Raw genomic sequence first — 25,773 nt, 5'->3', positions numbered from 1 at the left:
CCATCCCCGCCATCGCGCTGACTGACCAGGCACCGAAGCATTCGCCGTCTACAAACGAAGACGCCGACCCTGGGGTCGGCGTCTAATTCAGCGACAAGAGCCTAAGCTTTCGGGAAGGCTCAAGCCATGGCTGGGGCGGCGTAGGAGATCGGCGCCGATTGCGAGGTTTCCTCGAAAGTCACGATCTCGTAAGCCTCCGGGTGGGCCAGCAACTCACGGCAGAGCTGATTATTGAGCCCATGGCCGGACTTGTAGCCCCGAAACTCACCAATCAGGCTGTAGCCGAGCTGATATAGGTCGCCGATCGCATCGAGCATCTTGTGCTTGACGAACTCATCGTCGTAACGAAGGCCGTCCTGGTTCACGATGCGGTAGTCGTCGACGACGATGGCGTTGTCGAGACTGCCCCCCAGCGCCAGGTTCTGCGAGCGCAGAAACTCTAGATCGCGCATGAAACCGAACGTGCGCGCTCGCGACACCTCCTTGACGAAGGAAGTCGTGGAGAAATCGACCGTCGCGGTCTGCTTCTGCTGCTCGAAGACGGGGTGATCGAAATCGATCGCGAAACTGACCTTGAATCCGTCGTGGGGCAGAAACGTCGCCTGCTTGCCATCGTCGTTGACGGTCACTTCGCGCTTGATACGGATGAACTGCTTCGGCGCCGACTGTTCGGCGATACCTGCCGACTGGATCAGAAAGACGAACGGACCGGCGCTGCCGTCCATGATCGGCACTTCGGGGGCGCTCAATTCAACGTAGGCGTTGTCGATACCCAGGCCAGCGAATGCCGACATCAGATGCTCGACCGTGGCGACTTTGACGCCATCCTTGGACAGCGCAGTGCAGAGATTGGTATCAGTGACGCTTTCGGCGTGTGCCGGGATATGCACCATCGGGTCGAGGTCGGTGCGCACGAAGACGATGCCCGTATTGGGCGCCGCGGGACGCAGTGTCAGATACACTTTTTCTCCGGAATGGAGGCCTACGCCAGTGGCGCGGATCGTGTTCTGCAGCGTTCGTTGTTTGATCATGGGCATCGACCTGACAGTCAAATGGTTTGGAAACGGTGTTCACTATAACACCAAACCACTGGCCCACCAACCATATCGATGTGACAAAATGATGATGGGCAGTCAATTAGTCTATTAATCCGCCTGACGACGCAGGAAGGCCGGGATGTCGAGATAGTCGTCCATATCCGACGTCTTGCGCTTCTCCTGCTGCGACTTCTTCGCGGCGGCCTCTTGCTCCGCGCGCGCGGCCTGCTGACGCATGACGGCCGGCTGCTGAAGCTTGCGATAATCGGTCGTCTCTGGACGCGAAGCCGCCGTTTCACGGGGAACGGCCTTCTCCTTCTGGGCATCCAGTCCCGCAGCGACGACGGTCACCCGCAGTTCGTCGGACATCTCCATATCGATGGCGGTACCCACCACGATGGTGGCGTCCTGAGAAGCGAACTCCTGAACGGTCGCGCCCACATCGTTGAATTCACCGATGGAGAGATCCGGGCCAGCAGTGATGTTGACCAGAATGCCTCGCGCACCGTGCAGATCGATGTCTTCGAGAAGCGGGCTGCGAATGGCTTTCTCAGCGGCTTCCCGGGCGCGATTTTCACCCGTCGCGGCACCGGTCCCCATCATCGCCATACCCATCTCGGACATCACCGTGCGTACGTCGGCGAAGTCGACGTTGATGATACCCGGGCTGGTGATCAGCTCGGCGATACCCTGAACCGCACCCAGCAACACATCGTTGGCGGCACTGAAAGCCGTCAGCAGGCTGGCATTCTTGCCCAGCACCGACAGCAGCTTTTCGTTGGGGATGGTGATCAGCGAATCGACGTACTCGGAAAGTTCCTTCATCCCCTCTTCGGCCGCACGCATGCGCTTCGGCCCTTCGAACGGGAACGGACGAGTGACGACGGCGACGGTCAGAATGCCGAGTTCCTTGGCCACCTGAGCGACCACGGGAGCTCCACCGGTACCGGTGCCGCCGCCCATGCCGGCAGTGATGAAGATCATGTCCGCGCCCTGGAGCATCTCGGCGATGCGGTCACGATCCTCCATGGCTGCCTGGCGGCCAACTTCGGGGTTTGCCCCGGCCCCCAGGCCCTTGGTGATCTCGCCACCCAGTTGAAGAACGGTCTTGGCCGCCACGCGCTTGAGCGCCTGGGCATCGGTGTTGGCGCAGATGAACTCGACGCCTTCGATGTTACTCTCGACCATGTGGTTGACGGCGTTGCCGCCGCCGCCGCCGACACCGATGACTTTGATGACTGCACTACTAGAAGGTGCGTTATCTACTAGTTCGAACATTGCCCCGTCTCCAAGACCGCTTGCGGCCTGTCAGAAATTTCCTTTAAACCAGCCTTTGAGTCGCTCCAGCGTCGAAACCTCATCCCTGGTTGCGCGCCGGGGAAGTGAGTCTTCCCTTAGAGGCTGGGCTGATACTGCGCGAGAGTGCTTGGCGTCTTTCATTCCGTAGAGTAGCAAACCTACCCCCGTCGAATAAATCGGGTTGCGTACCACATCCGCCAAGCCACGGACGTTGTATGGGCAAGCGATGCGGACCGGCATGTGGAATATCTCTTCCGCCAGCTCGACCACCCCCTCCATTCGAGAGGTGCCCCCCGTCAATACGATCCCAGCCGCCACGAGATCTTCGTAGCCACTGCGACGAAGCTCTTCGCGCACCAGCGTGAAGAGCTCTTCATAACGTGGTTCCACGACTTCCGCCAGAGCCTGCCGGGAGAGATCTCGAGCCGGCCGGTCACCAACGCTTGGGACCTTGATCATTTCGTCGCTGCTCGCCAATTGCGTCAGCGCACAGGCGTATTTGACCTTGATGTCCTCGGCGTACTGAGTCGGCGTGCGAAGCGCCATGGCAATATCGTTGGTCACCTGATCGCCGGCGATCGGAATCACGGCGGTGTGCCGAATGGCGCCCTCGGTAAAGACGGCGATATCGGTCGTCCCGCCACCGATATCGACCATGCACACGCCGAGCTCCCGCTCGTCCTCGGTCAGCACCGCGTGGCTGGAGGCCAGCTGTTCGAGAATGATGTCATCCACTTCCAGGCCACAGCGGCGAACGCACTTCTCGATGTTCTGGACGGCGTTCATCGCGGCAGTCACCAGGTGAACGCGAGCTTCGAGGCGAACGCCAGACATCCCCAACGGCTCGCGAATACCCTCCTGGGTATCGATGGCGAACTCCTGGGGAATCACGTGCAGCACGCGCTGCCCTTCGGAAATGGCACGTGCACGGGCGGAATCGATGACACGATCGATGTCGGCAGGCGCGACTTCCCGCTCCTTGATCGCCACGACGCCATCGGAATTCATGGAACTGATGTGGCTGCCAGCGATACCGACGTAGACCGAATGGATGTCGCAGCCTGCCATCAGCTCGGCTTCTTCCACGGCGCGCTGAATCGACTGAACGGTTGATTCGATATTGATCACGACACCCTTTTTCATGCCACGCGAGGGGTGTGAACCAATCCCGGCAATTTCCAACCCGCCATCATCGGTGGGTTGCCCCACGATGGCGACCACCTTGGATGTTCCGATATCCAGCCCGACCACCATATTGGAAGCGTTGGATTGTCCTGCCATAGGTCGGGGTCGCTCCTCAAACTTCACCGATAAACCGGATAAAAATGGGCCAACAAAGATTCGTGCTTATTATAGGAACAAGACGACCCTTTTCACCAGCCCATTGCTGAAACAAAAGCCACATTAAGCCCTTTTTCTTTAAAAGGGAAATAAGGAAGGAGTGTGGCCGCTATTAACCCGGTGTGAAAACAGCGGCCCTTCGGCGATAGCAGGTGTTAAGCACACAGCCCGGAGGGTAAGAAGCCACCGATCGCAGCACCCTCATCTTCTCAGATCGCGATGCCGGAAGCGGCGCCAGCCGCGGGATCCAGCGCGACTTCCAGATCCGGATGACACCGGCCTAGTGGTTGGAGTCGGTGGCCGTTTCGCCGTGCCTCGCCACCGAGACGCCATTGGGATAACGAAGATCGATGTAGCGTATCTGCGACGCCTCCTGTCCCAACTGTCGTTTCCATGCGGCAATAAAACGAGCCAATCGCGCGTCCAAGTCCGTCCGGCCGAGAATAACCCAGACACCATCATTGATCTGAAAGCGCCAGGCACCGCGTGGCTCGAGCCTCAACTGCGTGATCGAAAGGCCAAGGTCGGAAAGGGTACGACGCAGGGAGTCGTAGTAACCAAGGACTTCGCGCCCCGTCCCATCGGGCCCACCGAGATCGGGAAGACGACGCCCAAGATCGCTGACCGGCCCCGGCGAGAACGGCTGCCCACGGTTATTCAGCAACAGCTCGTCGTTCCAGCGCGCAACGGGATCCTGCTCGTAAAGCACGAAGCGTAGGGTGTTGGGCCACTCGCGAGAGACGGTGACTTCCCGCAACCAGCCAATCTTGCGCGCTTCGGTGCGCAGGTCGCTCAAGGAGAGGGAGAGCCAGGTATGGCCGCGTACCAGAGGTGCCAGCTCTTTTTGCAAATAAGCGGCACTGACATAGTTCAGGTCACCGCTGATCGAAACCCGGGCGATCGGCTTGTCCAGCCACAACCACAATGCCCTGCCGCCGGCACCGATGAGGACGACGATCATGAGTATCCCGAGTAGCGTGCCCCGCGCGCTGGAGTTCATGACGCCCGCCCTGCCGAGGCCCCGCACCGCTCGAAACGCTTCGGTCGCGCCATGACGCATCCGCTCTCTTCCGGCAAGACCATTAGCCTCAAAGGACCACCTCGTCGAGCTTGAGCGCACAATGCGCGAGCCCTTGGGCAATACCGCCGATATCACCGGCCCCCTGGGTGATCAGGATGTCGCCAGGGCGCAGCACGCGTGCGAGGATCCCCGGCAACGCCGACTTTTCCTCGATGAATAACGGATCGACCTGACCACGCTGGCGAATCGAGCCCGCCAACATCTTTCCTTCCGCGCCGGGAATCGGTGCCTCGCCGGCGCTGTACACGTCGAGCAGCAACAGGGTATCGACACCGGAAAGCACCCTGACGAAGTCTTCGTAAAGGTCTCGCGTGCGGGTATAGCGATGGGGCTGATAGATCATTACCAGCCGACACTGCGGCCAGCCGGCACGAACGGCGCGAATCACCATCTCGACTTCGCGCGGGTGGTGGCCGTAATCGTCTACCAGCATCACCTCGCCGCCCTGCGGCAACGGATAGTGACCGTGGACCTGGAAACGGCGACCGACCCCGCCGAACGAGGCAAGGCCCCTGACGATATCGTCGTCGCCGACACCGGCGTCGGTGGCCACCGCGATCGCCGCGAGCGCGTTCAGGGCGTTATGGGTGCCCGGCATCGACAGGGTGATGGCCAGCGCCGCGAAATCGGCGGGACGTTCGGCGACGAACCGGATGGTATCAGCGGTCTGTTCGAAGTCCCGAATACGATAATCGGCGTCTTCGCTGAACCCGTAAGTGACGAATTGGCGCTGAACCTGCGGCAGCAATTCCCGTACGTTGTCATCGTCGAGGCAGAGCACGGCTCGACCGTAGAAAGGCAGATTGTGCAGGAATTCGATGAAGGTCGTCTTCAACCGGGAAAAATCGCCGTCGTAAGTCGCCATATGGTCGGCGTCGATATTCGTCACGATCGCCGTCATCGGCTGCAGGTGCAGGAACGAAGCATCGGACTCGTCGGCCTCGGCGACGAGAAAGTCCCCAGCGCCCAGGCGGGCGTTGGTTCCCGCACTGGTCAGCTTGCCGCCGATGACGAACGTCGGGTCGAGCCCCGCCTCGGCGAACAGCGTCGACAATAGGCTCGTGGTGGTGGTCTTGCCGTGGGTGCCGGCAACGGCGATACCGTGACGGAAGCGCATTAGCTCGGCGAGCATCTCGGCACGACGCACCACCGGCACGCGGTGCTCGCGCGCCCACTGGATTTCGGGGTTGGTCGGGTCGACCGCCGTGGATACCACGATCACGTTGGCACCTTCGGCGTTGACCGCCGCATGGCCGATGGCGACACGGATACCACAGTCGCGCAGATGGTGGGTGACCGCCGACTCCCTCAGATCACTGCCACTGACTTCGTAGCCTTCGTTGGCCAGCACCTCGGCGATGCCGCACATTCCAGCCCCACCGATCCCGACGAAATGGATGCCTCGGATGCGTCGCATGCCGAGATGCGATCGCGCCGGACGCGTCTGAATGCTATCGCTCAAAACCGATCTCCATGCAGCCGTCTACCAGGCGCTCGACGGCATCGAGGTGGGCAACCCGACGTGCCTGAACCGCCATTCTCGCCAGCACGACAGGCTGCAAAAGTGACTCGAGCACCGCCTGTAAGCGTTCAGGGGTGAGCTCGGCCTGCTGTATCAATTCCGCGCCACCGGCTTCGACGAGGTGACGCGCGTTATGGGTCTGGTGATCATCGACGGCGTGCGGGAACGGCACCAGCAAGGCGGGCTTGGCCGCCGCGGAGAGTTCGGCGATGGTCAAGGCGCCGGCTCGACAGACGATGACGTCCGCCCAGTCGTAGGCGACAGCCATGTCGTCGATGAAAGCGCTCACCTCGGCCTCGACGCCCGCCGCTCGATAAGCCTCCCGCGTCACGTCATCCTTGTCGCGCCCTGCCTGATGACGAACCTGCGGGCGCCGTGCGGGATCCAGCCCCGCCAACGCGACGGGTAGCTTCTGGTTGAGGGACTGTGCCCCGAGGGACCCACCCAGGACCAGCAGTCGCAACGGCCGGTCGGCCATCTGCTCGTCCGTCCGGGGCGTCTCCCCCAGCTGTGCGATGTCGTCGCGCACCGGGTTGCCGACCACCTCGGCCTTGGCCGACGGGAAGGCACCAGGGAAGGCGGCGTAGACCCGCGTCGCCAGATGCGCCAAGGATCGATTGGTCAATCCGGCAATGGCGTTCTGCTCGTGCACCACCAGCGGCTTCCCGCTCAGACGCGCAGCCAGGCCTCCAGGGCCACTGGCGAAACCGCCAAGTCCGACGACGAGCTGCGGGTCGAAGCGCTGTATCACCCGCCGGGCCTGCCAGATCGCGCGGCTCAACCGCCACGGGATCGCCAGCCAGCCACTCAGGCCATTGCCTCGCAACCCCGAAACCGCAATGCGATGCAACGGGATGTCGGCGGCGGGAACGAGACGATTCTCGATGCCTCGGGGGCTCCCCAGCCACTCGACCGTCACTCCACGCTCACGCAAGGCCCTGGCCAGCGAGAGCGCGGGCACGACGTGCCCACCGGTACCGCCCGCCATGATCAGAACGCGCCGTGCAGCACTCATGAGGTCGACTCCTCGGCCTGGGGGCCTGTCTGTGCATCGGGCCCGCCCTTCGGCTCCGCTCGGCGCTGCAGCCGCCTGACCTCCGCGTCGACGCGAAACAGGATGGCCATCATGACGCCGCTGATGATGAGACTCGACCCGCCGTAACTCAGGAGTGGCAGCGTCAACCCTTTCGTCGGCAACATACCCGAGCTCACGGAGATGTTGATGAATGCCTGGGCGCCGATGACCAACGCAATGCCGTAACACAGGTAGGCCGCGAACGGGATACCGATCAATTCCGCCTTGCGCCCGATCCTGAAAGCTCGAAAGACCAGCAGGGCGAAAAGCAGGATCACCGCCATGGCCCCGAACAGACCCAGCTCCTCGGCCAGTACGGCAAACACGAAGTCGGTGTGAGCCTCCGGCAGGTAGAACAGTTTCTGGACACTGTTACCCAGCCCCAGACCGAACCAGTGCCCCCGCCCGAAGGCGATCAGCGCCTGGGTCAGCTGATAGCCTGTGTTGTACTGATCCGCCCAGGGGTTGGCAAAGCTGGTGATACGCTGCAAACGATAAGGTTCCGCCACCGCCAGCATGACGGCACCCGACCCCACCACGGCCAGAATCAGCAGAAATCGCCACAGCGGCGCGCCGGAGAGCAGCAACATGCCCATGACGCAGCCGGTCAACACGACGACGGCGCCATAGTCCGGCTCGAGGATCAGCAGGAAGCCAATCAGCGCCATCACCGCCAGCGGCCGCATGAAGGCGCCCCAGGTGCGACGCACGTCCGGCAGGTAACGCTCCAGATAGCCGGCGATATAGACGATCAGGCACAGCTTGGCGACTTCCGAGGCCTGGATATTGATGATGCCGAGCGGAATCCAGCGCCGGCTGCCGTTGATTTCACGGCCGACGATCAGCACGACGAACAGCAGCAACAGCGCCACGATCAACATCACCGGGCCTTTCTGCCGCCACCAGTCCAGTGGCAGGCGCACGGCGATGAGGCCGACACCGATCGCGGCGAGAACGAAGATGCCGTGACGAATACTGAAATAGTAAGGGTTGCCGGTCAGGCTCGCGGCGATCTCGGTAGATGCCGAGGTCACCATCACCCAGCCGATCAGCATCAACGACAGCGTCGCCAGCAGCAGCCAGCCGTCGAACGACTGATGCTTGGTGGTCAATCGCGCCTGGGACGTCTTCATCATGGCCTTCAGCATGCAGCTTCCTGCCCTTTTCCGAGCGGTCCTTGATCCAGCAGGGCACGGAACGCCTCGCCGCGCGCCAGGTAGTTGGGGAACTGGTCGAGACTCGCGCAGGCGGGCGACAGCAGTACGCAGTCCCCCGGCTCGGCGATCGCCGCTGCGCGCCGCATGGCTTCTGCCAGCGTACCGACCCGCCAGATGGCGACTTGCGGTTCGAGCGCGGCCGCCAATTGCGACGCATCCTGACCGAAGACGATCGCTTCCCGCGCATATTGTGCCAACGGTTCGGCCAGCGGCGTGAAGTCGGCGCCCTTGCCGACCCCACCGCCCAACCAGACCAGCTTGCCGGTCAGCGTCTGCCCGACGCCGGCGATCGCCGCCAGGGTCGCGCCCACGTTAGTGCCTTTGGAGTCGTTGATCCAGCACACCCCATTGCGCTCGGCGACGATCTCGCCACGGTGCGGCAGGCCGGCGAAACGGGAAAGGACGCTCCGCATCACCTCCCGGGAGATCCCGATGACATGCCCGATCGCCATCGCTGCCAGCGCATTGGCCTGGTTGTGACGCCCCGCCAGACGCAATTCGCCGACCGGCATCAGCGGCTCGCGGCCGTGGCAAAGCCACTCGTCGGCCTCGCCCGCCACCGCCGAGATCCCCCACTCGCCGTCATTGGGAGAATGCGTGGTGAAACGCTCGCAGTTCAACGACGCCTGTTCCGGCCAGGTGGCTGCATCATCCGCGTTGACGACGGCATGCGCGGCGCCCTCGAAGATCCGCGCCTTGGCCCGGCGGTAGCCAGCCATGTCGCCATGGCGATCGAGATGATCCGCCGAGAGATTCAGAAACGCCGCGCAGGCCGCCCCCAATCCGGCGAGCGTTTCCAGTTGAAAGCTCGACAGCTCCAGCACGAACAGCTCTGCATCCTGGTGATCGATCAGCAGATCCAGCGCGGCATCCCCGAGATTGCCACCGACGGCGACGCGCCTGCCCGCCTGCCGCGCCATCTCGCCCACCAGTGTGGTCACGGTCGACTTGGCATTCGAGCCGGTGATAGCGACGATCGGCGCCTCGCAGTGCCGTGCGAAGAGAGAGATCTCACCGACGACACGATCCCGGACGGCATCCAGGCCGGCACGCTCGAGATCGACGCCGGGACTGACGACGATTTCGGCGAATGCCTCCAGGTCCAGCGACTCGAGGCTACCCAGGTGAAGCTCGACCGCCGGATGGGCTGCACGGAAAGTCTCGAGTCCCGGCGGCGCGGCGCGGGTATCGGCGACCATGAATCGCTCGCCACGGCGAGCCAGGAATCGGGCAATCGCACGACCGGAGATCCCCAGCCCGACCACCAGGGTCGCCGGCCTCCCCGCGGTGGAAGGGGCTCCCGGAGCAGAGCCAGCCGGGTCGACAGAGAGCGGATCGGTCATGGCTTCAACGCAGCTTCAATGTCGCCAGCCCCAGCAGGACCAGCATGACGGTGACGATCCAGAAACGCACGATGACGCGGGGCTCTGGCCACCCCTTCAGCTCGAAATGGTGGTGCAGCGGCGCCATGCGGAAGATGCGCCGACCGGTGAGCTTGTAGGACCCCACCTGCAGGATGACCGACACCGTCTCCATGACGAAGACGCCCCCCATGATGAACAGGACGATCTCCTGGCGCACGATGACGGCGACGATGCCCAGCGCCGCGCCCAATGCCAGCGCACCGACGTCACCCATGAACACCTGGGCGGGATAGGTATTGAACCACAGAAACCCGAGGCCGGCCCCGGCGATGGTGCCGCAGAACACGGCCAGTTCGCCGGCCCCCGGCACCTCGGGTATATGCAGGTAGTTGGCGAAGAGCGCGTTGCCGCTGGCGTAGGCGAAGACCGCCAGTCCCATGGAGACCAGTACCGTCGGCATGATCGCCAAGCCGTCGAGACCATCGGTCAGGTTGACCGCATTGGAACTGCCGACGATGACCAGATAGCTCAACACGATGTAGAACAGGCCCAGCGGGATCACCACGTCCTTGAACAGCGGCACGATCAGACTGGTCTCCACCGGACTCGCCGCGGTGAAATAGAGAACCAGGGACGCGCCGAGACCGATCACCGACTGCCAGAAATATTTCCAGCGGGCCGGCAGGCCGCGCGGATTCTTCTCCACCACCTTGCGAAAATCGTCGACCCAGCCGATCGCGCCGAAACCCAGCGTGACCGCCAGTACCAGCCACACGTAATGGTTGGTCAGGTCGCCCCACAGCAGCGTGCTGATCGCGATGGAGATCAGGATCAACGCCCCGCCCATGGTCGGTGTTCCCGCCTTGGACAGGTGGGACTGGGGGCCATCGTCCCTCACTGCCTGGCCGATCTGGCGTTCGACCAGGCGACGAATCATCTGCGGTCCCATCCACAGACTGAGAAACAACGCCGTCAACGTGCCCAGGATCACGCGCAGGGTCAGATAGCCAAAAACATTGAAAGCACTTTGAAAATGGGTAAGCAGTTCAGCCAGAAAAAGCAGCATGAGTCAGATTCACCTTGAGGCATCATCACGCAGTACGGCAACGAGTCGTTCCATGCCGGCACTGCGAGAACCCTTGACCAGTACGCTGGCCCGGGAAGGAAGCTGATCCTGGGCGAAACGCTCTAGCGTCGCCCAGTCATCGAAATGACGGCCTTCGTTGCCGAAAGCCTCCGTTGCGGCACGTGCGGGTTCGCCGTACGTGCCGAGAAAATCGAGTCCGAGCTCGCTCGCCAACTGACCGATCTCGGCGTGCAGACGCTCGCTCTCGGTGCCCATCTCGCCCATGGGGCCAAGGAAACACCAGCGCGGCGCCGGCAGTGATGCCAGGGTCTCGAGTGCCGCGCGCATGGCGCCGGGGTTGGCGTTGTAGGTGTCGTCGATCAGGCGACTATCACGCACCCCATCGATCACCTGCATGCGCCCCGGCATGCTCCGACACGCCTCGAGCCCGGCCACGATCTCCGCGGCATGGAGCCCCAGCGCCTGTGCCGCGGCTGCCGCGGCCAGCGCGTTGCGCACATTGTGTCGCCCCATCAAGGCCAGCGAGACGCGTACCGATGTCTCGCCCGGCAGAGAAAGCGTGAAAGCATAACGCCCACCCGCATCGCACACCAGATCACGGGCGGTGACGCTGGCGCCGCTCTCGATCCCGAAGTCGATCACTCGGGCACGTCCCGCCAGGGCTCGCCATACCGGAAAATAGCGCTCCTCCCGATCGAGAACCGCGCAGCCATCCGCGGCCAGGCCGGCGAGAATCTCTCCCTTGGCCTGAGCGATCTGGCCCATGCCGCCAAATTCGCCGACATGGGCCCCGGTGACATTGGTAATGACCGCCACCTGCGGCTTGGCCAGCGCGGTGGTCCAGGCAATCTCGCCGAGATGATTGGCACCCAGCTCGACGGCGGCGTAGCGGTGTTTGGCGCCAAGTTCGAGCAGCGTCATCGGCGCGCCGATGTCATTGTTGAGATTGCCGCGAGTGGCGAGCGTCGGCGCTCGTCGCGACAGAATCGATGCCAGCATCTCCTTGACCGTGGTCTTGCCACTGTTGCCGGTCACCGCAACCAGCTTGCCATCCCACTCGAGCCGGTGCGCCCGCGCCAGCAACCCCAACGCGAGCCGAGTATCGGGTACCTGAATCTGGGCCAGGGGATCGGCGACCGGACGTGAGACGACAGCCCCCACTGCCCCTTTTTCACGCGCCTGGGCAAGAAAATCGTGGGCATCGAAACGGTCGCCCTGCAGCGCCACCAGCAGATCGCCAGGCAGCAGCGCGCGCGTGTCGGTGACGACCCGGAGCACCTCGGCGTCGACGCCCGCCAGATCGGCACCGAGGCGTGCCGCAATGCCACTGAGTCTATCGCTCATGCGGACGTCTCCCGCAGGCGAAGGTAACGGCTCGCCACCTCGACATCGCTGAACGGCTGGCGGATACCGGCGATCTCCTGGTAATCCTCGTGGCCCTTGCCCGCGATCAGCACGATATCCTCGTCTCCCGCCGCCGCGATAACCCGCTCGATCGCCGCTTCACGCCCCTCCACCGACCAGCTCTCCACCCCAGCTTCCGGCGACAGTCCGGCCACAATCTGGTCGCGAATGGCTTGCGGGTCTTCGCTCCGGGGATTGTCGTCGGTGACGACGATGCGATCGGCCAGCTTCTCGGCGATTGCCGCCATCAGGGGACGCTTGCCGCTGTCACGGTCCCCGCCACAACCGAACACGCACCACAGGGCACTGCCTTGGCGGCCCGGCAGATGGTCACGCAGCGCGGAAAGCGCATTCTCCAGCGCATCCGGCGTGTGGGCATAATCCACGACCACCACCGGCGCCTTGCCGGCGCCGTCTCGCGGCAGCCGTTGCATACGCCCCGGCACCGGCTGCAGCGCGGAGGCGGCTTGCCAGAGGGATGCCAGGGGATAGCCCAGACCATGAAGCGTGGCGATCGCCAGCAGAGCGTTGTCGAGGTTGAAGCGCCCCATCAACGCCAGCTCTAGGACGCCTTCGTTCTCCGGCGTGGCGACAATGGCGCGCAGACCGTTGGGAAGTGCTTCGCAATCGACGACGCGCAACGTGGTGGCCTCGCCGCCGCCGGTCGCCAGGACCCGAGTACCGTCCGGCAGCCCCGCCAGCATCAGGCGAGCCAAGGGATCGTCACCATTGACGACGGCCAGCCGAACCGAGCTCCGCCTGAACAGCCGGGCCTTGGCGGCGGCGTAGGCCGCCATGCTGCCGTGATAGTCCAGGTGATCTCGACTCAGGTTGGTGAAGACCGCTGCATCCACTCGGGTATCACTAAGTCGCTCTTGGGCCAGCGCGTGCGATGACACCTCCATGGCAACGATCTCGACCCCGCCGCTGGCCAGCTCGCCGAGCATCTGCTGCAGGGCCAGCGGGCCTGGGGTGGTCTGCACCGCGGCGCGAACGTCGCCGGGTCGGCCGTATCCCAGCGTACCGATCACCGCAGCCGAAGTGCCGAGGGCTTCCAGCAGCGTCGCGATGTAGTACGTGACCGAACTCTTGCCGTTGGTACCGGTGACACCAATCAGTTGCAGCGACTCCGGCACCGCGAAAAGCCGGCGACCCAGCGCGGCTAAGCTCGATGTCAATCCGGGCAGGGCGAGAACGCGCTCGTCGGTGGTCCAGTCTTCCGCCAGCCCTTCGGCCTCGCAGAGCACGCCGACGGCCCCGGCATCGAGTGCCCTGGAGATGAATTCGCGCCCATCGACACTGACGCCCGGCACCGCCAGGAACAGGTCGCCCTGCTCGACCTGACGACTATCCTGCGTCAGCGTCACTTCGGCTGCCGCCGGAAGCCAGGCGGCGAGTCGCTCGGGCGACACAGGTTTGTCCGAAGGCGCGGCGACATCGGGCCATAGCTCGGTCAGCGCGGTCGCGAGCCGCGCGGCATCGATTCTCATGGCGCGGTTTCCTTCTGCGGCGCATCGGGCGGCACGTCGAGCAGACGCAAGGCGCTGCCAACGACGCGGCTGAAGACGGGAGCGGCGACCAGGCCACCGTAGTAGTCGCCCTTCTTGGGATTGTCGATCATCACCACGGTGACGATACGCGGATTCGAGGCCGGGGCAATACCGGCAAACAGCCCCCGGTACTCGGTCTCCTGATAGCCGGTACTGGTAACCTTGCGCACGGTGCCGGTCTTGCCCGCGATCTGGTAGCCGGGAACCATCGCGAGATGGCCACCGGCGTTGGGCTGCACGATCTTTTCCATCATCGCCAGTAGCTCGTGCGCCACCGTGGCCGAGATCACCTGCTCGCTCTCCGGCTTGCCGTTGAGCTTGAGCAGCGACGGAGAAAGCCGCTTGCCATCGTTGGCGATGGCGGTATAGGCGCTCGCCAGCTGCAGCGGCGTCACGGCAACGCCGTAGCCGTAGGCCATCGCCGCCTGGGCGCTGCGCGGCAGATTGGTCGGCGATGGCAGGCTACCGCTATTTTCGCCAGGAAATCCGGTGCCGGGCGACTGGCCCAGGCCGAGTTCGCGATAGCGATTCCAGATCGCGTCCTTGGGCAACTCCAGCGCGATGTGGGACATCCCGATGTTCGATGAATGAAGCAGGATACCGGCTGGTGACAACTTGCCGTAGTTACGGAAATCGCGAATGGTATAGCCATCCACCACCATCCAGCCCGGCGAGGTGTCGATGATACTCTCCGGCGTGAACTTGTCGGAAGCGAGTGCCGCCGACATGGCGAGCGGCTTCATCACCGACCCAGGCTCGATCGCATCGGTGATGGCCTGGTTGCGCAGGCCCCGGACGTCGACGTCACTGCGGTTGTTGGGGTTATAGGAGGGCAGGTTGGCCATCGCCAGCACTTCGCCGGTACGCGCATCCAGCATGACCAACGAGCCGCCATCGGCGTCGTTGTTGCGGATCCCCGCCGCCAGTTCACGATAAGCCATGTACTGCAGGCGCAGGTCGATCGACAGCGTCAGGTCGCCCCCCGGCTTGGCCTCGTCGATCAGGTGGAGATCGCGAACCAGATGCCCCTTGCGATCCTTCAGCACTCGACGCTTGCCCGGCTGGCCGGTCAGATAGCGGTTGTAGGCGAGCTCGAGCCCTTCCTGTCCCTTGTCGTCGACATTGGTCACGCCAACGAGCTGCGCCGCCACTTCCCCCGCCGGGTAATAGCGCTTGTACTCGTCACGCGAATAGACGCCGGGCATCTGCAGATCCAGCGCCGGCTTGGCGGCGGCGGGCGTCAGCTGGCGACGCAGGTACATGAATTCGTGGTCCGAGTAGCGGGAAATGCGATCCTGCAACTGCCCGGGATCCACCTTGAGCGCCTTGGCCAACAGCGTCTGCTGGATCGGATCCTTCGGCAGCTCCTGAGGGTTAGCCCATAGCGTGATCACCGGTGTGGAAATGGCCAGAGGATCGCCGTTGCGGTCGCTGATCATGCCGCGGTGAGCCCCAATGGTCTCGACGCGCAGGGTCCGAGCATCCCCCTGGTTCTGGAGGAAACTGCGATCGACGACCTGGAGATAGACCACTCGGCCGACAAGCGCGGACAGCGCGACGAGGATGACCAACAGCATGAACCAGTAGCGCCCGGCACCCAGGGGGGCATCCGGTCGGCGAGCCCTCGCTGTCGCAGCGCGTCTGGACGCACTCATGGATGAATCACCTTCACTTCATCGACACTGGGGACACGCATGTCCAGCCGTTTACTGGCCAGTGACTCGATCCGGGCCGGGGAGGACCAAGTGCTCTCCTCGAGCAGCAGCCGACCCCATTCGGTCTGCAGCGAATCGCGCTGGTTCTCCAGCTTCTGCAATCGCGCGTACTGGACCCGGGTCAGGTGAGAGGTACTGATGATGGCCAGCGCCGTTATCAGCAGCGCGATGATGACCATGCCCAGCAAAGCGGAACGCAGGTCCAGGCGTCGAGCGAATGGCCAGTTGCCCACCCCCAACCCATTGCGTCGTCCTTGAACGGCCATGTTGCTCCCTATTCCAGCTTCTCGGCGACGCGCATGACGGCGCTGCGTGCGCGAGGATTGGCGTCGACCTCGCTATCGCTGGCACGCATCGCCTTGCCTATCGGCTTGAGCCGCTTGTGAAGTTGATCCTCGCGTACCGGCATGCCGCGGGGCAAGTGCGTATCGCCTCTCGACTGATCACGGATGAACCGCTTGACCAGTCGATCCTCCAGCGAGTGGAAACTGATGACGACCAGCCGCCCTCCCACCGTCAGCGACTCAAGAGCCACATCCAGCGCGCGGGTCAGTTGCCCCAGCTCGTCGTTGAGATGAATGCGAATGGCCTGGAACACGCGGGTCGCGGGGTGCTTCCCCTTCTCCCATGCGGGATGGGCCGCCTTGACGATTTCGGCCAGTTGATGGGTGCCGACGATCGGCGTCTCCTGACGCGCGGCGACGATGGCGCGCGCGATTCGCTTGGCGAAACGCTCTTCGCCGTAAGTCTTGAAGACCCGCGCCATCTCCTGGTCATTGGTACGCGCGATCCACTCGGCCGCGCTGGTTCCCGATGTCGGATCCATGCGCATATCCAGCGGCCCGTCGCGCAGAAAGCTGAATCCGCGGCCGGGGTCGTCCAACTGGGGAGAGGAGACGCCGACATCGAGCAGAATACCGTTCAACTGGCCTGAAACGCCGCACGCCTCGGCATGCCTATCCAGTTCGGCGAACACGCCACGACACACCGTCAGGCGCGAGTCGTCGATTTCGGCAGCGACGGCCAGCGCGGCGGGATCGCGATCGATCGCGATCAGCCGCCCCTGGTCATCGAGCCGCGAGAGAATCGCCCGGGAGTGCCCACCACGCCCGAAGGTACCATCGAGATAGACACCGGAGGATGACTGCACGAGTGCGTCCACCGCACCGTCGAGCAACACGCTGGTGTGGCGAAAGTCGGAACGATTCGCCGCACCGCCCTGGGGTGCCTGTGGAGCCTTGTCGCGGTGCAGCATGCGTGTCTCGGTGTTGAACGGCAAAAAATCGGAGAGGGAGTCGGCCGATAAGCCGGGTTCTGTCTAAGACAGTCATTCATCTAGGAAACGCGTCGCCACGTTTCTCGAGCAACCTACCCGGATCCAGCGCGGGCCGCGCCAAAGGATCCCTATTTGGTCTTGCTCCAGGTGGGGTTTACCATGCCACGCACTGTTGCCAGGCGCGCGGTGCGCTCTTACCGCACCCTTTCACCCTTACCGGCAGCGAATCGCTGCTTAGGCGGTCTACTCTCTGCTGCACTAGCCGTCGGCTTGCGCCGCCCAGGCGTTACCTGGCACCTCGCCCTATGGAGCCCGGACTTTCCTCCCCCGGACATGCCGGCGGCGACTGTCTGGCCGACTCCCAAGCGCGCAAGAATAACAGCCCCCCGAGACCCTCTCAAGACAGCATTGACGCGTCGGGCAAAAGCTTTTGTCACCGCCGGCAAACCGTCTCCAGACACCGACACCAATTCGGCGCTGGCAACAACGAGATCGATACCCGAATCCCGGCAACGGGACGGCGCTGGCTCAGGCCTCCGACTTGATCGACAACGCCATCTGGTACCAGTGCTTGCGCCGCCCGCCCAGCAAACGGACTGCGATCGCCGCCGCGCTCTTGACCGCCACCTCTTCCGCCAGCAACGCGCGAAGTAGGACCTCACCCTCGGCATCGTCGGCGGACGCCTCCTTCGGCGGCGACCCCGCCAGCATCACCACGAACTCGCCCCGCGCCTGGTCGGGATCGGCATCCATAATCGCCAGCAATTCGCTGGCCGATCCCTCCAGCAGGGTCTCGAAGGTCTTGGTCAGCTCACGCGCCAGCACCACCTGGCGCTCCCCGACCACCGCGGCAAGATCATCCAGCAGATCGCGAATCCGGTGGGGGGATTCGTAGAACACACGCGTCTCTTCTCGCCAGGCACCCGCTTCCAGCCGCTTCCGGCGCGCCCCGGACTTGGCCGGCAGAAACCCCTCGAAGGTAAACCTGTCCGTGGGCAGGCCGGCGGCGCTCAGCGCGGCAACCAGCGCGCAGGGACCAGGGACCGGCACGACCCTGCAGCCGGAACGGCGAAGCTCCCTGACCAGCACGAACCCCGGATCGGAGATCAGCGGTGTCCCGGCATCGCTCACCAGCGCCAATTGCTCGCCGAGGAGAAGACGTCTTCGCAACTGATCCACACGAGCCGCTTCGTTGTGCTCGTGCAGCGAAATCAGCGGACGCTCGACGCCCAGATGCCGAAGCAGACGCTGGGTGTGACGCGTGTCTTCAGCGGCGATCGCATCGACCTCCGCCAGGACGCGCCCGGCCCTCGCGCTCAGATCCTCGAGATTCCCAATCGGCGTGGCGACCACGTACAATACGCCTTCCTTTGTCTCGCTCATTCGGTACCATCCGGATTAACGTGCATTCAGAGATCGATGACCGCCAGCGGTGGCGTCGGTGTTCAACTCATCAAGGAAGCCTCCGCAAGGCAGCGGCGGGCGGTCATCGGCCGCCGGACCGCAGCAGCCTCCAGCGGAACGGGAACGGGTCGGCGCCTCGAAACCCGGTCATAGACGACCGGAGCATCCAGGATCGCTATCGATCGCGCGCGACCACTTACACGTAAAGGGAACGACACTATGCGTTACGCGCTGCGGCGACTTCTACTGCCATTGATGGCAACCCTGATACTGGCAGGCTGTGCGGGCCAGAGCATGATGCAAGGCGTCAGCGGCCCCAGCGCGCAGGAGCTGCTCGAGCAGGCCAACAGCCAGAGCGGCCCTCAGGCCGCCGCGTCCCGGCTCGAGGCGGCGGATATCCTAGCACGCCAGGGCGATACGGCGCAGGCGCTCCAGATCGCTGGCCAGATCGACAGCACCCAACTCGATGACGCGCAACGCACCCGCTGGGCACTGGTACTATCCGACAGCGCACTGGCCGAGGAGGATGGCTGGAGCGCGATCCGGGCAACCGACATTCTCGACACCCAGGCCAATCTCTCCACCGACGACCGCCAGACGCTACGCTACCGCCGCGGCCTCGCGCTGGAGATGATCGGCGAACCCGAGGCCTCGGCCCGGCTGTTGATCGATCTGCAGCGGGAGAACGCGCCCTACGAGCTGAATGATGACATCTGGAAGCCCCTCTCGAGCCTGAGCCCCACGGCACTTGATGCACTGGCCGCGACGAATGGCGATCCGATCACCCAAGGCTGGGTCGATCTCGCTCGACTCTATCGCACCAGCGGCGGTGACATCTCCAATCTGTTCGACCGCCTGGATCAGTGGCGCAGCCGTTACCCGGACCACCCTGCCAATCGGCGACTCCCGCAGGACCTGTCGGCACTACGCCAGATCGAAGGCAATGAAATCAGTCAGATCGCCGTGTTCCTGCCGAACAGCGGCCCACTGGCCAACATCGCATCGGCCATTCGCCAGGGCCTGGAGACTCGCGCCAGCGATGCCCAAAACCAGGGAGAGCGAACCCCGCGCCTGACCTTCGTCGACTCCAGCCAGCAGAACATCGATGCCCTCTACGCTCAGGCCACCATGAGCGGCGCCCAGGCGGTCATCGGCCCACTCGACAAGGACAAGGTGAGCGAACTCGAAACCCGCAGCAGCGTTCCGCTACCCACCCTCGCACTGAATTACGGCGAACACCCCCGGGACCAGGCGACCAACCTGTTCCAGTACGGCCTGTCGGCAGAGGACGAAGCGCGCCAGGTCGCTCACCGCGCCCATCTCGACGGACGCCGTCGCGCTGGCATCATGATCCCCGACAACGAATGGGGGTCACGAGTACTGGCGGCGTTTCGCAACAATTGGGAGGGTGAAGGCGGAACGGTGGCTTCGGTGGTCAGCTACGACCCCTCGGGCTCCGTCGCTACCGCGGTCCGCAAGCTCCTGAACAGCGACCCCTCGAGCATGGACATGCTGTTCCTGCTCGCACTGCCCAGCTACGCTCGCCAGGTCCCGCCGACACTGGATTTCTACTACGCCGGAGACCTTCCGGTATATGCCACGTCACATCTCTATGAAGGCATCCCGCAACCGCGCGCCGATCACGATCTCGACGGCGTGCAGTTCGTCGATATCCCATGGATGATCCCGGATGCCGCCGTGGGCGGCACGGATGCGCTACCGTTCGTCTCCACCTACCAGCAACTGGCAGGCGAGAACGATCCGGGCCTACTCAAGCTCAACGCCATGGGCGTCGACGCCTACGAACTGGCCCGCCGCCTGCCGCTGATTCAGGCGCTGCCGAACACGCAGATCTTCGGTGCGACGGGTACGCTGCAGGCGCGGGACGACGGCCGCATCCAGCGCACGCTGCCGTGGGCGGTGTTCCAGTCCGGCACGCCGCAGCCCCTGCTGACGGCACCCGCCTCAGCCCCGACCCGCTCTCCCTCGACTTCCAACGACAGCGAGTCGTCGCAGGGAAGCCAAGGGGCCTCCAACGCCGACCTCAACGGTTTCGCGCTGGACGCCGAAGATGACGGCACCCAATAACCGGCGTCAACTCGGGCAGCAGGTCGAACAGGCCGCTGCCCGCTGGCTCGAAACGCGCGGGCTGACACTGGTCGCCAGCAACCAGCATGCCAAAGGCGGCGAGATCGACCTCATCATGCGCGATGGCGAAAATCTGGTATTCGTGGAGGTCCGCCATCGCCGCAGGTCCGACTACGGCCACCCGGCCGAGACGATCACTCCCGCCAAGCAGCGGCGCATCATCAAGGCCGCGCGTTTTTATCTTCATGCACACGGGCTATCATGCCCCTGCCGCTTCGACGTCGTCGGCGTGACCGGAAGTCTGCCCGCACTCGAATTCGACTGGATTCGGGCCGCCTTCGACGCATATTGACCGCTCAATAGGCATCTCATGGATTTTCAAGCACGCATACTCGACCTGTTCAACGCCAGCATCGACACCAAGACTTACGCTAGCGAAGTCCTGCCACCCTTCATCGAGGTCGCCAGCCAGATGATGGTCCAGTGCCTGGTCAGCGAAGGCAAGATCCTGGCATGTGGCAACGGGGGCAGCGCCGGAGACAGCCAGCATTTCTCCTCGGAACTTCTCAACCGCTTCGAACGGGAGCGCCCCAGCCTGCCGGCACTGGCGCTGACCACCGACACCTCGACGCTGACCTCGATCGCCAACGACTACAGCTACAATGATGTCTTCTCGAAGCAGATTCGCGCCCTCGGCCAGCCGGGCGACATCCTGCTGGCCATTTCCACCAGCGGCAACTCCGCCAACGTGGTGCAGGCGATCCAAGCCGCGCACGATCGCGAGATGAGCGTCGTCGCGTTAACCGGAAGGGATGGCGGCGACATGGCGTCCCTGCTGGGGCAGGAGGATTGCGAAATTCGCGTTCCCGCCACTTCCACCGCCCGCATTCAGGAAGTCCATCTCTTGGTCATCCACTGTTTGTGTGATCTGATCGACCAACAGCTTTTTGGCAGCAACGAGTGAGCCTTATGAAGAAGACACTGATCGTTTCCTCATGCCTGATCGGCCTGCTGACACTGGGCGGATGCGCCACTGGCGGCCAGCAGGAGAACTACGCCGAGCGCACCCCTGGCGCCAAGGTCGAAGACAGCAACATCCAGAGTAAGATCTTCAATGCCCTCAACGCAGCGGATGCACGGTATGGTGATGCCCACATCAATGTGGACAGCTATAACAGCAACGTCCTCCTGACCGGCCAGGTGCCCAGCGACGAACTCAAGCAGCGCGCCACCGAGATCGCCCGCGACGTGCGTAGCGTGCGACAGGTGCACAACGAACTGATGGTGTCCGCCAACACACCGGTCAGCCAGCGCATGACCGACACCTGGATCACTGGGCGCATCAAGGCCAATCTGGTCGCCAACGAGGATCTCGATGCCAATCTGATTCGCGTGATCACCGAAAACGGAACGGTCTACATGATGGGGCTGGTGACCCAGCAGCAGGCTAGCGAAGCCACCGCCGCCGCGTCGGGTGTGGGCGGTGTCCAGCGCATCGTTAAGGTCTTCGAATACCTCAACTGACCCACCCTCCAGGCGCAAAAAAGCCGCTGCCGAGTGATCTTCGGCAGCGGCTCTACGGTACCCAAGCGGATCCGTCGAACAAAGGCCCCGCTACTTGACGATGCGCAGCGACGGTTTGCCCTTCTCGGGACGACCGGGTGCATCGTCATCCTTGGTGGCGGCCGGTTCCGGTGATGCGGCGGTATCGTCATCAGAGCGATTCTCGACACTCTCGAGCGTCGGCCGCCCTTCTTCTTCCAGCGCTGCCTCCTCCTCGCTGGAGAAGCTCGGCATGACCGGCTCCTGACCAAAGACCATGCCGACACCATTTTCACGAGCATAGATCGCAATCAGAGCGTCCATTGGCACCACGACCTGCATCGGCTGTCCGCTGAAGCGCGCCCCGAAAGTGACTGCCGCATTATCGATCGCCAGGTCGCGCACGGCGGCCGGCGCGATGTTCAGTACAATCTGACCATTCTGCACGAACTGCTGCGGCACCCGGACATCGGGCTTTCCAGCATCCACCACGATATAGGGGGTCTGCTCGTTGTCCAGCAGCCATTCATAAAGGGCTCTCGCCAGATAGGGACGGCTAGTCAGCATGTCAACTCCTCTCGGGCAGCTTGCGGCGACGTCGCCTCAGCTACGCATCTCACGTTCGGTTTCGGACAGCGCCACCTTGAAGGCATCCCGCGCGAAGACACGTTCCATGTAGCTTATCAACGGAGCGATCTGCTTTTCCGGCAGCTCGACACCCAGCGCCGGGAGACGCCAGAGAATCGGCGCGATGCAGCAATCCACCAGCGTGAACTCTTCACTCATGAAATATGGCATGTCTTCGAAAATTGGTGAAATCCCGGTCAGGCTCTCACGCAACTCCTTACGAGCCTTGTCGGCATCCTTCTTGGGCCCCTGCTGAATCTGCTCGACCAGCGGGCACCACTCGCGCTCGATGCGATGCATCCAGAGGCGGCTCTGCGCACGCGCCACCGGGTAGACCGGCAATAGAGGCGGATGCGGGAAACGCTCATCCAGGTACTCCATCATGACCTTGGATTCGTATAGCACCAGGTCACGATCGAGCAGCGTGGGCACGCTGTTGTACGGATTCAGATCGGCCAATTCGGCGTTATGCTCATCGGCCGAAACGTCCAGGATATCGACGGCCACGCCCTTTTCCGCCAGCACGATTCTGACGCGATGGCTGAAATGATCATCACTACCGGAGTAAAAGATCATCGACGATCGCTTGGCCACTACACCCATGAAACTTTCCTCGCATTAATTCAACGACCAATGGTAACACGACGGGCAACCCCGCTGGGCGCCAACCATCGCCACGGAAGGCCAGAACACCCCTGCACCACGTACCAACAGCAAAACGCCCGACTGGGTAAGCCGGGCGTTGTGCGCAGACGCGAATCCCGTGGGATCAGCGCTTGGAGAACTGCGGACGACGACGTGCTTTGCGCAGGCCCACTTTCTTACGCTCGACTTCACGAGCGTCACGGGTCACGTAACCCGCCGCACGCAGCGGACGGCGCAGCTCTTCGTTGTACTCCATCAGCGCGCGCGTGATGCCGTGACGAATCGCGCCCGCCTGAGCGGAGCCACCGCCACCCTTGACCGTGACGTAGACGTCGAACTGGCCAGTGGTCTCGGTCAGCTCCAGCGGCTGACGCACGACCATCTGCGCGGTGACGCGGCCGAAGAACTCACCCAGCTCGCGGTCGTTGACGGTGATCTTGCCGGTGCCCGGCTTGAGAAACACGCGAGCGGTAGAAGTCTTGCGACGCCCGGTGCCGTAATACTGTTGTGCCATGACGGTTACCCTCAGATGTTCAGTTCTTGCGGCTGCTGCGCGGCGTGCGGATGCTCGGTACCGGCATACACCTTGAGCTTGGCGTGCATGGCACGACCCAGCGGCCCCTTGGGCAGCATGCCCTTGACGGCGCCTTCGATGATGCGCTCCGGCGCGTGGTCGATCAGTTTCTCGAACGACATGGTGCGCAGACCGCCCGGGTAACCGGTGTGACGGTAGTAGTTCTTGGCTTGCGCCTTGTTGCCGGTGACGTGCACCTTCTCGGCGTTGACGACGACGATGTAATCGCCGGTGTCGACGTGCGGGGTGTATTCCGGCTTGTGTTTGCCACGCAGGCGGCGCGCGATTTCCGTCGCCAGACGACCGAGCGTTTTGCCCGAGGCATCAACGACATACCAGTCGCGCTGCACGGTGTGCGGCTTGGCACTGAACGTCTTCATGAGTGTTTCACCAAATAAGCGTATTTGGGCGTCGAAGCACAGGCTTCTCGGCCATCCCTATTTTTCTTGGGTTGCCACCACAATCGAAAGCCGATGAACGACTACCGACAGGAGGGCAACGGATCGAAGAGCGCGTATTGTACACGCACACAATGTGCGAGGAAAGACCAGTATCGTTGTGACATTGGCGCTCGCCCGCGGCGCGCGCCGTTCAGGGTTTGTGCGCCAGCGCCAGGTAGTCCCGAGACTGCATCTCCTGAAGGCGCGAAAGCGTGCGCTCGAACTCGAAGCTCAGATTGCCCCCGGCATAGAGCGACTCGACCTCGGTCTCGGCGGAAAGCAGCAGCTTGACCGCGCGGTCATAGAACTCGTCGACCATGCTGATGAACCGCCGCGCCTGATCGTCGGTTCCGGCCCCCATGCGCGGCACGTCGGAAACCAGCACGGTATGGAATTCCCGCGACAGCTCGATATAGTCGTTCTGGCTGCGAGGCCCATCGCAGAGCACCTTGAAATCGAACCACACCACGCCCTCGTGCAGACGACGGGTCTTGAGCTCCCGGTGGTTGATCGCAACCGTGGCATTCTCTCGCCCTTCGCTGCCGGCAACCGAGCGGAAGCTCTTCGCCAGCAGCTCCTCGGCCTCGGCGTCGAGCGGCGAGTGGAATATCTCCACCTGCTCCAGGGTGCGAAGGCGGTAATCTACCCCGGAATCGACGTTGACCACCTCGCAATGACGCTTGAGCAGATCGATCGCCGGCAGGAAGCGCGCTCGCTGCAGGCCATCCTTGTAGAGATCGTCCGGCACGATGTTGGAGGTCGCCACCAGCACGACCCCCTGCGCAAACAACGCCTCCATCAAGTTGCCGAGGATCATCGCATCGGTGATGTCCTTGACGTAGAACTCATCGAAGCAGATGACCCGAGCCTCGCTGGCGAAGGTGGCCGCGATCTGGGTCAACGGGTTCTTCTCCCCCTTGTGGATCTCGAGTTCGCGATGCACTCGCTGCATGAAGCGGTTGAAATGCGTGCGCATCTTGCGCTCGAAAGGCAGCGACTCGTAGAACACGTCGACCAGGTAGGTCTTGCCACGACCGACGCCGCCCCAGAAGTAGAGCCCCATGACCGCAGGCCTGGCGGGCGCCTCGGGTTCGGCGGCCTTGCGCTTGCCGAACAGCCCCGCCACCTTCGAGAGCTTGGACTCTCCGGGCGTGGAGGGCTTGGGCGCCGGGGTCCGCTGCAGATCGTCGTACAGACGCTGCAGGTGCTTGACGGCGTTTTCCTGCGCGGCGTCGTGGCTGAAGTCATCGCGCTCCAGATCCGCGCGATAACGCGACATTGGCGTCATGGTGCCTTGATGGGACGTCGCGGCATGGGATGAACTCATGGCGGTATCGTGACCTCAGTTCGAAACAAGTGGCGTGATTATACTCTCCGACGAAAGTCTTGACAGTGCCGGGGAGACAGGCAAGGTTTGACCCGAGAGCCGAGCGGGTCGATATAATGGCACCGCACCGACCTTACGCAAGGGTCTTTGAGACAGGT

Annotated in this window: 24 protein-coding genes and 1 other RNA gene; 4 read left to right on the top strand and 21 right to left on the bottom strand. The window is 63.3% G+C overall.

Annotation, left to right across the window (positions count from 1 at the left end; translation table 11 throughout):
- Nucleotides 1-119: 119 nt before the first annotated feature.
- The 16 genes from lpxC to rsmI form a co-directional block, all read right to left on the bottom strand.
- The gene (gene lpxC, locus DOM56_RS14735; RefSeq protein WP_110602376.1) at nt 120-1,031 is read right to left on the bottom strand and encodes a UDP-3-O-acyl-N-acetylglucosamine deacetylase; all 912 of its coding nucleotides are present in this window, start codon (nt 1,029-1,031) and stop codon (nt 120-122) included.
- 114 nt (nt 1,032-1,145) lie between these two features.
- On the bottom strand, nt 1,146-2,315 hold the full coding sequence (ftsZ, locus tag DOM56_RS14730; protein ID WP_110709845.1) for a cell division protein FtsZ: 1,170 nt from the start codon (nt 2,313-2,315) through the stop codon (nt 1,146-1,148).
- 30 nt (nt 2,316-2,345) lie between these two features.
- Nucleotides 2,346-3,617, bottom strand: a complete 1,272-nt coding sequence (ftsA, locus tag DOM56_RS14725; protein WP_110602373.1) for a cell division protein FtsA — start codon at nt 3,615-3,617, stop codon at nt 2,346-2,348.
- 340 nt (nt 3,618-3,957) lie between these two features.
- Nucleotides 3,958-4,677, bottom strand: a complete 720-nt coding sequence (locus tag DOM56_RS14720; protein ID WP_110709857.1) for a cell division protein FtsQ/DivIB — start codon at nt 4,675-4,677, stop codon at nt 3,958-3,960.
- An 88-nt stretch (nt 4,678-4,765) separates the two neighbouring features.
- Nucleotides 4,766-6,175, bottom strand: coding sequence for a UDP-N-acetylmuramate--L-alanine ligase (murC, locus tag DOM56_RS14715; RefSeq protein WP_110709856.1), 1,410 nt, complete (start codon nt 6,173-6,175; stop codon nt 4,766-4,768).
- A 34-nt stretch (nt 6,176-6,209) separates the two neighbouring features.
- Entirely contained in the window at nt 6,210-7,295 is a 1,086-nt protein-coding gene (gene murG, locus DOM56_RS14710; RefSeq protein ID WP_110709844.1) for an undecaprenyldiphospho-muramoylpentapeptide beta-N-acetylglucosaminyltransferase, read from the bottom strand.
- Nucleotides 7,292-8,503: a putative lipid II flippase FtsW gene (ftsW, locus tag DOM56_RS14705; RefSeq protein WP_232822317.1), complete on the bottom strand. Its 1,212-nt coding sequence runs from the start codon at nt 8,501-8,503 to the stop codon at nt 7,292-7,294. The genes murG and ftsW overlap by 4 nt, the downstream gene beginning before the upstream one ends.
- On the bottom strand, nt 8,497-9,915 hold the full coding sequence (murD, locus tag DOM56_RS14700; RefSeq protein WP_110709843.1) for a UDP-N-acetylmuramoyl-L-alanine--D-glutamate ligase: 1,419 nt from the start codon (nt 9,913-9,915) through the stop codon (nt 8,497-8,499). Before murD ends, ftsW begins: the two co-directional genes overlap by 7 nt.
- A 4-nt stretch (nt 9,916-9,919) precedes the next feature.
- A complete protein-coding gene (mraY, locus tag DOM56_RS14695) occupies nt 9,920-11,002 on the bottom strand; it encodes a phospho-N-acetylmuramoyl-pentapeptide-transferase (protein ID WP_110602368.1) in 1,083 nt (360 codons plus the stop codon).
- Between the two features lie 9 nt (nt 11,003-11,011).
- Nucleotides 11,012-12,367, bottom strand: a complete 1,356-nt coding sequence (gene murF, locus DOM56_RS14690; protein WP_110709842.1) for a UDP-N-acetylmuramoyl-tripeptide--D-alanyl-D-alanine ligase — start codon at nt 12,365-12,367, stop codon at nt 11,012-11,014.
- Nucleotides 12,364-13,917 (bottom strand): UDP-N-acetylmuramoyl-L-alanyl-D-glutamate--2,6-diaminopimelate ligase, encoded by a 1,554-nt coding sequence (locus tag DOM56_RS14685; protein WP_110709841.1) that lies wholly within the window; start codon nt 13,915-13,917, stop codon nt 12,364-12,366. The genes murF and DOM56_RS14685 overlap by 4 nt, the downstream gene beginning before the upstream one ends.
- Entirely contained in the window at nt 13,914-15,632 is a 1,719-nt protein-coding gene (locus DOM56_RS14680) for a penicillin-binding protein 2 (RefSeq protein ID WP_110709840.1), read from the bottom strand. Before DOM56_RS14680 ends, DOM56_RS14685 begins: the two co-directional genes overlap by 4 nt.
- On the bottom strand, nt 15,629-15,958 hold the full coding sequence (gene ftsL, locus DOM56_RS14675) for a cell division protein FtsL (RefSeq protein WP_110602363.1): 330 nt from the start codon (nt 15,956-15,958) through the stop codon (nt 15,629-15,631). The genes DOM56_RS14680 and ftsL overlap by 4 nt, the downstream gene beginning before the upstream one ends.
- Nucleotides 15,959-15,966: 8 nt before the next feature.
- On the bottom strand, nt 15,967-16,947 hold the full coding sequence (gene rsmH / locus DOM56_RS14670) for a 16S rRNA (cytosine(1402)-N(4))-methyltransferase RsmH (RefSeq protein ID WP_110709854.1): 981 nt from the start codon (nt 16,945-16,947) through the stop codon (nt 15,967-15,969).
- A 32-nt stretch (nt 16,948-16,979) separates the two neighbouring features.
- Nucleotides 16,980-17,330: RNase P RNA component class A (rnpB, locus tag DOM56_RS14665), an RNA gene on the bottom strand.
- 166 nt (nt 17,331-17,496) lie between these two features.
- Nucleotides 17,497-18,351: a 16S rRNA (cytidine(1402)-2'-O)-methyltransferase gene (gene rsmI, locus DOM56_RS14660; protein ID WP_110709839.1), complete on the bottom strand. Its 855-nt coding sequence runs from the start codon at nt 18,349-18,351 to the stop codon at nt 17,497-17,499.
- A gap of 240 nt (nt 18,352-18,591) precedes the next feature.
- Here rsmI and DOM56_RS14655 point away from each other — a divergent pair, with 240 nt between their 5' ends.
- Genes DOM56_RS14655 through DOM56_RS14640 form a run of 4 tightly spaced genes read left to right on the top strand, consistent with a single transcriptional unit; the run spans nt 18,592 to nt 21,984 of the window.
- Entirely contained in the window at nt 18,592-20,460 is a 1,869-nt protein-coding gene (locus tag DOM56_RS14655) for a penicillin-binding protein activator (RefSeq protein WP_110709838.1), read from the top strand.
- Nucleotides 20,444-20,812: a YraN family protein gene (locus DOM56_RS14650; protein WP_110602359.1), complete on the top strand. Its 369-nt coding sequence runs from the start codon at nt 20,444-20,446 to the stop codon at nt 20,810-20,812. Before DOM56_RS14655 ends, DOM56_RS14650 begins: the two co-directional genes overlap by 17 nt.
- Before the next feature lie 18 nt (nt 20,813-20,830).
- Entirely contained in the window at nt 20,831-21,424 is a 594-nt protein-coding gene (locus DOM56_RS14645) for a phosphoheptose isomerase (RefSeq protein ID WP_110602357.1), read from the top strand.
- Nucleotides 21,425-21,429: 5 nt separating this feature from the next.
- Nucleotides 21,430-21,984, top strand: a complete 555-nt coding sequence (locus tag DOM56_RS14640) for a BON domain-containing protein (protein WP_110709837.1) — start codon at nt 21,430-21,432, stop codon at nt 21,982-21,984.
- A gap of 90 nt (nt 21,985-22,074) precedes the next feature.
- On the opposite strand, the gene DOM56_RS14635 is transcribed toward DOM56_RS14640, so the two are convergent.
- The 5 genes from DOM56_RS14635 to zapE all read right to left on the bottom strand — a co-directional run bounded on the left by DOM56_RS14635 (nt 22,075) and on the right by zapE (nt 25,615).
- Nucleotides 22,075-22,569, bottom strand: a complete 495-nt coding sequence (locus tag DOM56_RS14635; RefSeq protein ID WP_110709836.1) for a ClpXP protease specificity-enhancing factor — start codon at nt 22,567-22,569, stop codon at nt 22,075-22,077.
- Between the two features lie 36 nt (nt 22,570-22,605).
- Complete coding sequence (locus DOM56_RS14630; protein ID WP_110602353.1) at nt 22,606-23,232, bottom strand: glutathione S-transferase N-terminal domain-containing protein; 627 nt, start codon at nt 23,230-23,232, stop codon at nt 22,606-22,608.
- A 166-nt stretch (nt 23,233-23,398) separates the two neighbouring features.
- A complete protein-coding gene (rpsI, locus tag DOM56_RS14625) occupies nt 23,399-23,788 on the bottom strand; it encodes a 30S ribosomal protein S9 (RefSeq protein WP_087717922.1) in 390 nt (129 codons plus the stop codon).
- 11 nt (nt 23,789-23,799) lie between these two features.
- Nucleotides 23,800-24,228, bottom strand: coding sequence for a 50S ribosomal protein L13 (gene rplM, locus DOM56_RS14620; RefSeq protein ID WP_110602351.1), 429 nt, complete (start codon nt 24,226-24,228; stop codon nt 23,800-23,802).
- A gap of 211 nt (nt 24,229-24,439) precedes the next feature.
- Nucleotides 24,440-25,615: a cell division protein ZapE gene (zapE, locus tag DOM56_RS14615; RefSeq protein WP_232822316.1), complete on the bottom strand. Its 1,176-nt coding sequence runs from the start codon at nt 25,613-25,615 to the stop codon at nt 24,440-24,442.
- Nucleotides 25,616-25,773 lie beyond the last annotated feature (158 nt).

The sequence above is a fragment of the Salinicola sp. CR57 genome (assembly GCF_003206585.1).
Lineage (GTDB): Bacteria > Pseudomonadota > Gammaproteobacteria > Pseudomonadales > Halomonadaceae > Salinicola > Salinicola lusitanus.
This window is presented reverse-complemented; position numbering and strand designations above follow the sequence as displayed.